We start from the raw sequence: 12,945 nt of genomic DNA on the forward strand, positions 1-12,945 counted from the left end.
AAGCAAGAACTGCGAGCCAGTGCAGTTCATTGGACAACGCCCCATCCGACTGCTTTATTCTATGTCCGAGAAATAGCCGGTTTTAGCAGCCGCGACGTATCCGGCGCGTGCGGTCCCAGGAGTGTTGATGTCATTTAAAGTCATGATGGTTTTCGGTACGCGTCCGGAGGCCATCAAGATGGCGCCCTTGGCGCGGGTCCTGCGTAATTGGCCAGGTATCACCCTGAACATCTGCTCCACTGGCCAGCACCGGGAAATGCTCAAGCAGGTCCTCGACTCGTTCGAACTGACGGTCGATGAAGACTTGCAGGTGATGACCCAGGGCCAGACGCTCAACGGCCTCTCCGAACAATTGCTGGGGCAGCTCGACAAAGCCTACGAGCGGGTGCAACCGGATATCGTGCTGGTGCACGGCGACACCACCACCAGCTTCATTGCCGCCCTCGCCGCCTTCAATCGCCAGTTGCCCATCGGCCACGTCGAGGCGGGTTTGCGTACCGGCAACTTGCGCGCACCCTGGCCGGAGGAAGCCAACCGGCACCTGACCGGGGTCATCGCCGACCTGCATTTCGCGCCGACCGCCAATAACGAAGACAACCTGCTGCGCGAAGGTGTGTCCAAGGCCAACATTGAGGTCACCGGTAATACGGTGATTGATGCGTTGGTATGGATGCGCAATCACCAACAGGAAACCCACTGGCACCCGGCCGCCGACTCGCCGCTGGCCGTGCTCGACGACAACAGGCGCATGGTGCTGATCACCGGGCATCGCCGGGAGAACTTCGGCGGCGGCTTTCGCAACATCTGCCTGGCCCTGGCTACCCTCGCCGAACGTTATCCCGATGTGCAATTCGTCTACCCGGTGCACCTCAATCCGCAGGTGCAAAAGGCGGTCTACAGCGTTCTCTCGGACAAACCCAATATCTATCTGGTAGCGCCGCAGGATTACCAGCATTTCGTCTGGCTGATGGGCCGCGCGCATTTCATTCTCACCGATTCCGGTGGCATCCAGGAGGAAGCCCCCGCCATTGGCAAACCGTTGTTGGTGCTGCGCGATGTCACGGAGCGGCCATTGGCGCTCGAAGGCGGAACGGTGGTGCTGGTGGGCACCGACACCGATCGTATCGTCAAGGAATCGAGCCTGTTGTTCGATGATGACGCCACCTTCCAGCGCATGAGCCGGGCCCATAGTCCTTATGGCGACGGACACGCCAGCGAACGCATCGCCAATCGCCTCGGCATCTGGTTGAAACACCGGGCGGCGGGTAGAGCCGTATGAGCCTGGCTTTTGTCGACTTCTTTGCCTATGCGTTGTTCGCACTCAAATACCTCGCGATTACCCTGGCCCTGCTGATGTTCATACTCGGGCTCGATGACCTGTTCATCGACCTGGTGTACTGGACCCGCAAACTGATCCGGCGCTGGCGGATCTATGAAAAATTCAAGCGCGCCGATGAGCAACGGCTGTATTCCATCGGCGAAAAACCCCTGGCGATCATGGTGCCGGCGTGGAACGAGGTCGGCGTGGTCGGCGAAATGGCGCGCCTGGCCGCCTCGACCATCGACTACGAGAACTATCAGATTTTCGTCGGCACCTACCCCAACGACGCCGAGACCCAGGCCGACGTCGATGCGGTGTGCCTGCACTATCCCAACGTGCACAAAGTGGTGTGCGCGCGCCCCGGCCCCACCAGCAAGGCCGACTGCCTGAACAATGTGATCGACGCGATCCTGCGTTTTGAAAACGATGCAAAAATCCAGTTCGCCGGCTTCATCCTGCACGATGCCGAGGACGTGATTTCGCCCATGGAGTTGCGCCTGTTCAACTACCTGCTGCCGGCCAAGGACCTGATCCAGATTCCGGTCTACCCCTACGCACCGGAATGGAAAGGCTTCACCGCCGGGCACTATGTCGACGAGTTCGCCGAGAACCATGGCAAGGATGTCATCGTGCGCGAGGCGTTGACCGGGCAAGTGCCCAGCGCCGGGGTCGGCACTTGCTTCAGCCGCAAGGCCATCAGTGCCCTGCTCGAGGACGGTGATGGCATTGCGTTCGACGTGCAGAGCCTCACCGAGGACTACGACATCGGTTTTCGCCTCAAGCAAAAAGGCATGAAGTGCATCTTCGCCCGCTACTCGGTGACCGACCCGAAACTGGCGCTTGAACAGCCTTGGGTGTTCGGGATGGACCGTGCGTTTTCCCAGGTGATCTGCGTGCGCGAGCACTTCCCCAGGGATTTGCGGCACGCGATCCGCCAGAAGTCACGATGGATCGTCGGCATAGTGTTCCAGGGCACCAAGAATCTGGGCTGGAGCTCCAAGGGCCTGCTCAATTATTTTCTGTGGCGCGACCGCCGTGGCCTGATTGCGTACCTGTTGAGCTTCCTGGTGAACATTCTGCTTCTGGTGTTGCTGGCGATGTGGCTGGTCACCGTGATCACGCCGAATGCCTGGCGGTACCCGTCGTTCCTCTCCGACAGCACGTTGTTGGCGACCCTGCTGTGGCTCAACGGCTTCATGCTGCTCAATCGGCTGTTTCAGCGCGGTTGGTTTGTCACCCGTTATTACGGTCTGGGCGAAGGGCTGCTGTCAGCCCCCAGAATGATGTGGAGCAATTTCGTCAATTTCTTCGCCAACCTTCGGGCGCTACGCCAGGTGATGGAAATGGGCGATTCACGTCGCGTCGCCTGGGACAAGACCACTCATGAATTTCCGGCCCTGGTCGAGGCCCAGCGCACGCCGCTGGGCCATCGACTGGTGGAAAAAGGCCTGCTCACTGAAGATCAACTCGAGGCAGCGATCACCAACCCGGTACGCCGGCGCCTGGGTCAAGAACTGCTGCTGCGCGGACACATCGACACTACGCAACTGGTGCAGACCCTGGCCGAACAGCTGGACCTGGAATGGGCGCCACTCAATCCGTTCAAACTCGACAAGCGCCTGATCGATGCGGTGCCGCGCAAAATCGCCACACACTATGGCGTGCTGCCGGTCGCCGAGGAAAACGGAACCTTGGTGCTGGCTTCCGAAGGTCCGGTGAGCCAGGTGTCTCTGGGAGCCATCAGCCGTCAACTGAAACGCCCGGTGCGTTGCCGCCTTGCACCACAAGGTCGGGTTACGCTGGGGATCCGCTACTGGTACGCCAGCCCTCGTCAAAGCGAGGAAGTACATCAGATGCTTGAGGTGCTTGAGCAACATCAGGACGACGAAGACCTGATCGAGCGCGTCAGCCATCACCAGGTGTTGCTGGGCAACCTGTTGCAAGTACGCGGCATGGTGCCGCCAACCCTGTTCAATCAGGCGCTGATCGATTTCGATGCGGAAAAAATGTCTCTAGGTGAACACTTGATTGAACGCGGCATGATCACCCAGGAAATCCTCGAACAGGCCCTGTCCGATCAGACGAGCGAGCAGCACGCTGCCTACTGCATTGCCCGGGAGGTCGTATGAAGCCCGTCCATCGTCAAACCTTGATGGCCGGTAGCCTGTTGCTCTGCCTGAACACGACAGCGTGGGTGCAGGCCGAACCGTTGACCGATTTCGATCAGTTCCGCAGTTACCCCTATATGGACCGAAGTTACCGCGAAGCGAAAAACGGCAACTGGAAGGAAGTCGAACGGCTGATGCGCCACTTGCTGAGCAAAGTGCCAGAAAACGATGAAGCGCGGGCGTTACTGGTGCAATCGCTGGTCAAGCAGCAACGCTACGAAGACGCCGTGCAAGCGCTACCGGATACTCCGGCCAACAGCGACACTCTGCTCAACCTGCGCCTGGCCTGGATCGAACAGGATCCACCGGACAGAAAACAGGTGGAGCAGTGGATAGGCTCCAGCAATCTGGACCAGCGCGTGCGCCTGTGGCAGGCCTACAGCGCGAGCCTGGCCAAGCGCGGCGGTGCAGCCTCGGCCCATGACTGGCTGGCGCAACTGCCGACCAAGGGTGATGAGCGAGCGCTGCAACTGGCCCGGGCCAATTGGTCCGAGCAATTGCGCGATTGGGATGGCACCGTCAAGGAACTGGCGCCTCTGGCCGCGAACCAACAACTCGATGCCCAAGGCTGGCAACGCCTGGCCAACGCCTACGTGCAACGCCTTGACGAGCAACCCATGCAGCAATTGCTGCAAACAGCGCCAAGCCCGGAAGCCGCGCGCAAGACTCGACTGGCCATGGTCGACCGGGCGATCGCCATGGGCCACGTCCAGCAGGCACAGCGCTGGATGCAATCGCTGCCGCCTGCCGATCTTGCCGATCCGGCGCAGCGCCAGCGCCTGTGGGAACTGGCGCGGCAAACCGGCGACAGTGCCACGGTGCAACGCTTGAGTGGTGAGTTGCAGCGGCCCTGCCTGGAAACCGCCGACTGGCTGTCGCGGCATGATCCGCAAGCTGCGCTGACTCAGTTGAAAAGTTGCCAACCCGAAGAAAATCCGCAGGCCTGGCTGATCCTCGCCCAGCGTCTGCAAGCCACCGAACTGCTGCAAACAACACGCCTGCCGGAACCCTGGGACTCGCGACGCCGCGAACGCCTGCTGGATGTCTGGCAGGATGAGGGCCGCAGCGACAAAGTCATGGCCTACCTCGCCAGCCAACCGCAGACCGCCGACGTGGTCAAACGCCGCGCCGAACTGCTCCAGGCATCGGGTCGCAACAGCGAAGCGGCGGTCTTCTGGGAGCGGCATTACCAGCAGACCGGCAATCTCGATTCGCTGAATCAGGCTACCTACCTGGCGCTGAATGCCGGCCAACGGGAACATGCGCAACAGCTGCTCGAGAACGCCTACGACCGCCACGGCGGCAATCTGCCGACGCCCTTGCTACAACGGTTGGCAGGGTTGTATGCCGCGTCGACACCGACCGCGGCACAACAGCAACGCATCGTTTCGCTGCTCAACCGCGTCGACCCCGCCACTCGAGGGCAACTGCTGGCGCAATTGGCGGAAAACGGCCAGTGCAGCGCGGTTCAACAGGTCATTGGCGATCACCCGCAAGCCGCAGGCGATTACCGCGCCCTCGGCCGCTGCGCAATGCCTGAGCGCCCCGGCGAAGCAGTGGTGTATTACCAGACCGCCGAAAAAATGGGTAACCGAAACAGTCGCTTGCCACTGGCTTACGCCCTGGAAGCTGCCGGAGATTCGGCGGGTGCCCTGGCCATCTGGCGCGGCATTCCGGACGCCGAACTCAGCGACAATGCCCGTCTCACTGCCAGCCGTGGTGCCCTGAATATCGGTGACACGCAAACGGCCGAACACTACTGGCAACAAAGCCGCACCCGTGGCGCCAATGAGTGGGCATTGGGCGCGGCGATTGCCGATGCCCGGGGCGATCACACGCTCGCGCTGCAGCGCCAGCGTTCCGCCCTGCAACTTGCACCGGATGCCGAGCACTTCTACGCCGCCTCCGTCACCGCGCAAAAGGCCGGCGACCTGCCACAAAGTACCGAGTGGCTGGCCGAGGCCATGCGCCGGGATCCGGCCAATCCCCGTTATCGCGCCGACTACGGCGTGCGCCTGGCCGGTGCCGAGACCAAGGCAGAACGCGCCCGCGCCATCCCGTATCTGCAACGCGCCACCCAGGACTTCCCGGAAGACTATCGCCTCGGCGAAACCCTGGCCTGGCGTTATGACGAGGTCGAAGACAGCGCCTCGGCGCGCAAGGAACTGCGCCGGGTGATCGACCTGGAACAGAACCCGGTGACCGCCGATGACGAGGAAGGCAGCATGCAAGCGCGTCGCTATCGCCAGCGTCGCGCCCACGAAAGCCTGTCCCGTCGCGACTCAGTCAGCATCGCCAGCACCTGGTCACCGGCCGGGATATCGACCAACGACATCCTGCGCCCCGACGACAGCACCGGCACCCAACGCCGTTCCAGTTCGCAGAACGTGCAAATGGCCATGTGGGACCACGCGCTGGGCGAGGAACCCAGTCGCGCCGGCAGCTCGCTGTCGGTCTACGGCCGCGTGTTGCTCGGCGGCGTGGGCCGCTCGAGCTATGCCGAATCCCTCGGTACCGGCGTCGGTCTGCGCTACAAGCCCTGGGGCACCGCCAACATCAACTTCTACGGTGAGATCTACAAGCAAAGTCAGTTCGATGACCAGGACAACCACGGCTTGAGCCTGGGTCAGATGCTGGTCCCCAAAAAGCTGTCCGATCAGGCTGACGATCATCGTGAGGATGGGCACACCACCACCGACTACCTCCTGCGCGCTACTGCGTCGTTCCTCGATCAGGGTCGATTCCGCAACGATTGGCGCGTCGATGAAAGCGATTGGGAGGAACGTTTCCTCTATCTCGACGCGGCGTGGTGGACCAAGGCCGGCGACCATCAATGGCTGTCGCGCTTCCAGCAAGGGCACGCCTGGAAACTGCCGTTCAACGGCGCGCAAACCCTCATGCCGTACGGTTTTCTCGAATTCGCCAGCCAGGACCCGAGCAACGACTGGCGCCAGGATTTGCGCACCGGGCTGGGTTTGCGTTGGCAATGGTGGTTCAACGATGACCTCTACAACGCCTATCGCGCACACCTGTCGGTGCGCACCGAGTATCAACAGTGGTTGGGCGGCAATCTGTATGAAGGCGGCAACGGCGTGCTGCTGGGCGTGGAGTTGAATTTCTGATGAGGCGACTACTTCTGGTGTTGTGCCTGTTGCTGGGTGGAGTGGCGAGCCATGCCGACGAGCGGATTTTCTACCAGCCGCTCAATGCCGATGCCAACCTGAGCCAGGCGCAATGGCAGCGAATCTGGCAGGACACCGCCCGACAAGGCGCGCACACGGTGATCGTGCAGTGGACGGCCTACGGAGATTCGGACTTCGGCGGCGCCAACGGTTGGCTCGCGACCAGCCTGAAACTGGCCCAGGCCCAAGGGCTGAAACTGGTGCTGGGCCTGCGCATGGACCCGGCCTATTACCAGCGCATCGATGAGCTGGACAGTGCCGGGCTGGCGAGCTACTGGCAGGCGCAACTGGGGCTGTCGCTGGCCCGGCAGCAGACGTTGCGCAAGGACTGGAAACTCCCGGTCAGCGGCTGGTATTTACCCATGGAACTGGATGACTCGCACTTTCTACCGCTCGATCGTCGGCAAACCCTGCAACGCCAACTCACGGATTTCGCTGGCAAGCTCGACGCGCCGCTGCACATCAGCGTGTTCAGCGTCGGCAAACTTGCGCCACAGGTGAATGGCCAGTGGCTGGGCGAAGTGGCCAACGCCGGAATCCAGGTGTGGTGGCAGGACGGAGCCGGCACTGGACGCTTGCCACCCGTGGTTCGCGACGGCTACGCCAAGGCACTGCCCTGCTCCATCGGTATCGTCAGGGAAGCCTTCCGGCAAGTCAGTGCTGCCGGGCAACCTTTCCGCGCTGAACCGATGGCCCCGCAATCAACAACGCCGGGCTGCCACCCGACGTCGGTTTTCTCCTTGCGCTACCGACCGTGGGGTAAGGTGATTCTCGACAACCAGTACAACGGCAAGGTCGGCGATGTACAAAACCATTGAAGACGACGTGTTGAAAAAATCGGCGCCGGCTGAGCTTATGAACCAATCCATCCAATCCGCGAGCAGGCCTGCTTCCATGTTCAAGGCTGACCTAGTGCTTGAATGACGTCATCACCCGTTCGGCATTTTCATCGCAGCTCATGCCTTCGGGGCGGGCCTGAATAGTGTCGATCCACCCCAGCAACTGCGCCTTGCTATGGGCCAGGTGCCGTTGCATTTCTTCGATCTGCTCGATCTTGCGATGCAGGCCGGCCATCAACTCATCGTGCTTGAACGCACCCGTCACATTATCCGGCAGCAACTGCTTGAGTTCGTCCAGGCTGAAACCGGCCTGTTGTGCGCACTGGATGAGTTGCAGGGTCTGCAGCGCCTGTTGCGAGTAACGCCGATAACCGTTGGAAGAACGCTCGACCTGCCGGATCAATCCCTGAGACTCGTAAAAACGGATACGCGATGCGGTCAACCCGCTCAACTGTGCCAATTCACCAATCTTCATAGGGGTCTCATTTGTTCGCTTGACATTAAAGTTAACTTTAAACTTAGCCTCTACTCATCACTACGAGGAGTCAAGCATGTCGCCCTTCCAAACGCTGAATTTGCCCAACGGCCAGACCATCGGCAATCGCATTGCCAAAGCCGCGATGGAAGAGAACCTGGCCAATACCGATCAGGTGCCCGACCACGCTCTGTTTCGCCTGTATCAGGCCTGGGCCGAGGGTGAGACCGGCTTGTTGCTGACCGGCAACGTGATGATCGACCGCCGCGCCATGACCGGCCCCGGCGGAGTCGCGCTAGAGGACGAGCGTCACATGGATCGCTTCCGCCAGTGGGCCAGTGCCGGCCGGGCCGGCGGTGCGCATTTCTGGATGCAGCTCAATCATCCTGGTCGCCAGACCATGGCTAACCTTGGCCAGCAAGCGCTGGCACCGTCGGCGGTTGCGCTGGATCTCGGCCAGTTTTCGAAGATGTTCGCCGAACCCAAACCCATGAGCGAGGACGACATCGCTGAGGTGATCCGACGCTTCGCCACCAGCGCCGCACTGGCGGAGAAAGCCGGTTTTACCGGTGTGCAGATCCACGCCGCCCACGGTTACCTGATCAGCCAGTTCCTTTCGCCGCTCACCAATCGGCGCACCGATCAGTGGGGCGGATCCCTGGAAAATCGCGCGCGCCTGCTGTTGTCCGTCGTCGCGGCGGTTCGCCAGGCGGTGTCGCCGCAATTCTGTGTGTCGGTAAAACTCAACTCAGCGGACTTCCAGCGCGGTGGTTTCGATGCCGATGATGCACGGCAGGTGATCCTGTGGCTCAACGAACAACCGATCGACCTGCTGGAACTCTCCGGCGGCAGTTACGAAGCACCGGCCATGCAAGGCGAAGCGCGCGACGGCCGGACCCTGGCGCGGGAGGCATATTTTCTGGAAATGGCCGGTGAACTGGCCAGCGTGGCGCGGATGCCGGTGATGGTGACGGGCGGGATCCGGCGTTTGGCAATCGTCGAACAGGTCCTCGACAGCGGCATCGCCATGGCCGGGATTGGCACCGCGCTGGCCGTGGAGCCGCACCTGGTCAAGCATTGGCGCGAAGGCCAGAACAGCCATCCGCAACTGCCGCCGATCCGCTGGAAGCGCAAGCCCCTGGCGGCGCTGGCGAGCATGGCGGTGGTCAAATTCCAGCTGCATCGCTTGAGCCGTGGACGCACCACCCGGCCCAAGGTTTCGGCGTTGTTGGCGTTGATTATTGATCAGTTATACATCGCCAAACGCACGCGTCAGTATCGCCGGGCCATGAGCGCGGACTGATGGATCGCTATTGGCCGGTAAACCGCAGTCGCGACAACATCCGTAGATCCCCCGCGCGGTAATATTGATCAGTCCAGCTGTTATCCGTCGCCAACGGCTGGACCTGCTTGAGCGCAAGTTTTTTCGCGAAATAACGAAAGCGGTAATGCTCGTAGAACCGCAGCAACTCCAGGCCATAACGGTCTGCCAGATCGGTATCGCCGCGAATGATCAGATAGTTTTCGTCATTGCCGTTGCTGGCTGCGTCGCTGAGGTTGTGGCTACCGCTTATGATCGTCGGCGCATCACTGGTGAAGTCAGTGACGATGGCTTTGGTGTGCACCAGGATATTGCCCTTCTGACCCTCCCTGCTTTCCTTGAGCCAGCCTTCCAGCCCTTTGTCGAGCAGGGCAACGGTGGTGAATTCAGCGGTGCGGTCGGCGTGAAACCCGGTGATTTCGCTGGCGGTGTTTTGCAGGCCATAGCGCAGGATGTCGTCATGGGGCAAGCCGAGCAAGGCGTTGAGGATGGCGTCGGGCAAGGCGAACGCAGTGACGAACAGCACGTCCTTTTTCGCGGCATTGATGATCGAGACGAACTCATCCAGGTCACCTCCGCCCGAGCGCGGCGAGAACCCGGCGAAAAGTGCCTGCGTCGGATCCATCGGGTTGTGCTGCGTGATCCATTGCCGCGTGGCGCCGACATCTGCCGGCGTGCTCCAGACCTGCTCGAAGGTTTGCAGATAACGGGTACTGAGCCGCGTATCGTCCAGCACATGCACCACGTTGGCCTGACGGTAAACGCCGTTGGGGGTGAAGTTGGTACTGCCGCAGAGTACCGCTTCGGGCTGATACTGCCCCGCTGCGTCGAGCCGACTCAAGACCATGAACTTGTTGTGAAAGATATTGTGGGTGACCCGCCCGCGTTTGTTCGCCTGGGGGATATTTTTCAGGCTGACCTCGTTCAAGACGGTAGTGTCGTCGCCCGGTTGCGCGTGATAAAGGACGCGAACTTTCACGCCGCGTTCCAGCGCAGCCTCCACTGCGTCGACTATCACCTGTAACTGGTACTCATAGATGGCGATATCCAGCGCCCACTTGCCATCGACAGCACGCGCGATAAACCCCAACAAGCGCCCGAGCAAACCGTTCTCCAACCATCTACGCGGGGCATCGGGCCAGGCTTCGATGGGCAGCTTGTTCTTTTTGCCAATGAGTGCATCGAGATCGGGAAACTTGCGCTCGAACGCCTGACTGGCGGCTACTGCGCGGTTGAAATTGACACTTTGGTTGCCGGGATGGCCATCGTCGGAGGTGACCGTTACCTCCAGGCACTCACCCAGTTGTGGCGCATTGTGGCTGCCGTAGACCAGGTAGACCCGATAATGGATCGTCATCCCCGGATTGACCGCGTAATCGGCCCAGCGGAATTTCTGTAACGGTGCGATATCACTGGGCGTGGCGTGCAACTGGGGGAAGGTATGGTCCTTGTCCGGGAACGTCAGGCTATTGAACAGAAACATCCAGGGTTTGCTGCCCTGCTGTTTTTCAATGGCAAAACCCAACAGGCCAATGCGACGGGATTCGGCCAGGTCCATGGCCAACAGCACGCCATTGGTGCCGGCGTAAGCCTTGACGCGAAAATCGCCCTGTTCATTGACGGCCAGGATACGCATGGTTCACTCCTGTGATGGATTTGCCCGGTGAGCATAGATCGTCGATGAATTTTTACCCTGACGACCCGAAACCGGATTGATGCCGTCGCGAGCAAGTCGGATCGCCGCACCGCCGCTCCCACACCGGATCTTTGCCAGATCTGATGTGGGAGCAACTTTGCTCGCGAAGAGGCCAGCACAGACAGCGCAATGTTCAGCCTGGAAGCAGATCGTCCATATGTCGATAATCCGATTGCAGCTGCGCAGCCAATACTTTGCTGCGCCCAAGACGAATCGGCCCGCGTTCGATGTCGATCACCAGCCCTGGGCATTCGATTGCCGGCAGCATGGACCAGTCCTTCAGCCGCCCATCGGTCACCAATAAAAGTCTTTGCGGTTCCGCCGGAAAGCGTTTTTGCCGCGCGGTCAGCCAGTGCCTCGCCTCACCCAGCGCCGCCAGCAACGGCGTTCCGCCGCCTGCGCCGAGCCCATCGAGCCAATGGCGCAAACCGTTGGAAGCCTTCAACCCTTGCACCTGCCACTTGGGCACCGAGCCGCTGGCGGTCAGCAACGCCAGGCGCGCACGTTGGCGGTAGGCATCATCGAACAGCTGCGCCAGCAAGCCTTTGGCATCACTCAACGCCTGATGACGGCGGGTCGAAGCCGACGCATCGACAATCACCAGCCACAATTCTTGGGGCGAACGGGTGCGCAGTTGATACAACAGATCAGCACGCTGACGGGGCCGACCATTAAGCAAGGTGCCGGGCCAGTTGACCGAACCGCTACGTGCTGCATGATGCTTGCCTTGTTTGCCGTGGTCCAGCCGCCCGGCCCGGGGTCTGGCATTCGCCCCCGCGTCGCAGCGAGGGCGAATGCCTAGGGCTTTTTTGGCCAGCTCGGCACTTCACGTCGTGCGCCGACCGCGAGCGCCTGGGCAGGCAACTCGCCCCACTGGCCCTGCCCTTCGCTTGGGTTGGCGTGCTGCGGCGCCGATTGTTGCGTCGCCTGGGATGGCTGAGGCGCCGGAGCTGAATGCTCGCGACGACGATGGCGCAAGGCGAACTCGGCGACTGCGTCGATATCTTCCTCGGCGATGGCGTTCGCCCCGCGCCAGGCGGCATGAGCCCGTGCGGCACGCAGCCAGACCAGATCGGCGCGCAATCCATCGACCCCGGCAGCAAAGCAACGCTCGGTAATCTGTGCCAGCGCCTGGTCGTCGAGGGGAATGCTAGCCAGTGCATTGCGTGCGTTCCGGCAACGCTCGCGCAGAGACGCCTGCGCCGATTCCCATTCGGCGCAGAAACCTTGCGGATCACTGTCGAAATCCAGGCGACGGCGGATGATCTGCCCGCGCTCGGTCGGCGCAGTGTGACCACCGAGGGCGACATTCAAGCCGAAACGGTCAAGCAGTTGCGGACGCAGTTCACCCTCTTCCGGGTTCATGGTGCCAATCAGCACGAACTTCGCCGAGTGCCGATGGGAAATGCCGTCACGCTCCACCAGATTGGTGCCGCTGGCGGCCACATCGAGCAGCAGGTCAACGAGGTGATCGGGCAACAGATTGACCTCGTCGACATAGAGCACGCCACCGTCAGCCTTGGCCAGTACGCCGGGGGAAAACTGTGCGCGCCCCTCGCCCAGTGCCGCATCGAGATCGAGGGTGCCGACCAGGCGTTCCTCGGTGGCGCCCAATGGCAAGGTGACGAACTGACCGCTGGCCAGCAGGTCCGCCAGACCCCGGGCCAGGGTCGACTTGGCCATGCCCCGCGGGCCTTCGATCAGCACACCGCCGATTTTCGGGTCGATGGCGGTCAGGTACAGGGCCAGCTTCAATTCGTCGGCGCCGACCACGGCGGAGAGCGGGAAATGCGGGGTGTCGGTCATTGTTTTATCTCGGTCATGGTCGGTGATCTCACTGGCGCCCCAACCCCTGTAGGAGCGAGCTTGCTCGCGAAGTGGCAATTACATTCAACATCATCGTTGGCTGACAAATTGCCTTCGCGGGCAAACCCGCTCCTACA

The 12,945-nt window shown here is 61.4% G+C and carries 9 protein-coding genes; 5 read left to right on the top strand and 4 right to left on the bottom strand.

Annotated features, from left to right (window positions below):
• Positions 1-127: 127 nt before the first annotated feature.
• The 4 genes from wecB to AC1DKH_RS18540 are packed head-to-tail and all read left to right on the top strand — an operon-like array spanning position 128 to position 7,489.
• Positions 128-1,279 carry a non-hydrolyzing UDP-N-acetylglucosamine 2-epimerase gene (wecB, locus tag AC1DKH_RS18525; RefSeq protein WP_477798874.1) on the top strand — a complete coding sequence of 384 codons (1,152 nt, stop codon included), beginning with the start codon at positions 128-130 and terminating at the stop codon, positions 1,277-1,279.
• On the top strand, positions 1,276-3,450 hold the full coding sequence (gene nfrB / locus AC1DKH_RS18530) for a cyclic di-3',5'-guanylate-activated glycosyltransferase NfrB (RefSeq protein ID WP_477798875.1): 2,175 nt from the start codon (positions 1,276-1,278) through the stop codon (positions 3,448-3,450). The genes wecB and nfrB overlap by 4 nt, the downstream gene beginning before the upstream one ends.
• A complete protein-coding gene (locus AC1DKH_RS18535) occupies positions 3,447-6,611 on the top strand; it encodes an NfrA family protein (RefSeq protein WP_477798876.1) in 3,165 nt (1,054 codons plus the stop codon). Before nfrB ends, AC1DKH_RS18535 begins: the two co-directional genes overlap by 4 nt.
• Positions 6,611-7,489, top strand: coding sequence for a DUF4434 family protein (locus AC1DKH_RS18540; protein WP_477798877.1), 879 nt, complete (start codon positions 6,611-6,613; stop codon positions 7,487-7,489). Before AC1DKH_RS18535 ends, AC1DKH_RS18540 begins: the two co-directional genes overlap by 1 nt.
• 91 nt (positions 7,490-7,580) lie before the next feature.
• Here AC1DKH_RS18540 and AC1DKH_RS18545 read toward each other — a convergent pair whose 3' ends face one another.
• On the bottom strand, positions 7,581-7,985 hold the full coding sequence (locus AC1DKH_RS18545; RefSeq protein WP_477798878.1) for a MerR family transcriptional regulator: 405 nt from the start codon (positions 7,983-7,985) through the stop codon (positions 7,581-7,583).
• A gap of 76 nt (positions 7,986-8,061) precedes the next feature.
• Between AC1DKH_RS18545 and AC1DKH_RS18550 the strand changes: the two genes are divergently transcribed.
• Complete coding sequence (locus tag AC1DKH_RS18550) at positions 8,062-9,288, top strand: NADH:flavin oxidoreductase/NADH oxidase family protein (RefSeq protein WP_477798879.1); 1,227 nt, start codon at positions 8,062-8,064, stop codon at positions 9,286-9,288.
• Positions 9,289-9,295: 7 nt separating this feature from the next.
• On the opposite strand, the gene AC1DKH_RS18555 is transcribed toward AC1DKH_RS18550, so the two are convergent.
• From AC1DKH_RS18555 to AC1DKH_RS18565, 3 genes are all read right to left on the bottom strand, one after another.
• Positions 9,296-10,942 (bottom strand): phospholipase D-like domain-containing protein, encoded by a 1,647-nt coding sequence (locus AC1DKH_RS18555; RefSeq protein WP_477798880.1) that lies wholly within the window; start codon positions 10,940-10,942, stop codon positions 9,296-9,298.
• 193 nt (positions 10,943-11,135) lie between these two features.
• Positions 11,136-11,681, bottom strand: coding sequence for a vWA domain-containing protein (locus tag AC1DKH_RS18560; protein WP_477798881.1), 546 nt, complete (start codon positions 11,679-11,681; stop codon positions 11,136-11,138).
• A 119-nt stretch (positions 11,682-11,800) separates the two neighbouring features.
• Positions 11,801-12,808 (bottom strand): magnesium chelatase ATPase subunit I, encoded by a 1,008-nt coding sequence (locus tag AC1DKH_RS18565; RefSeq protein ID WP_477755174.1) that lies wholly within the window; start codon positions 12,806-12,808, stop codon positions 11,801-11,803.
• Positions 12,809-12,945: the final 137 nt, after the last annotated feature.

Source organism: Pseudomonas sp. 05L36 (genome assembly GCF_056398125.1).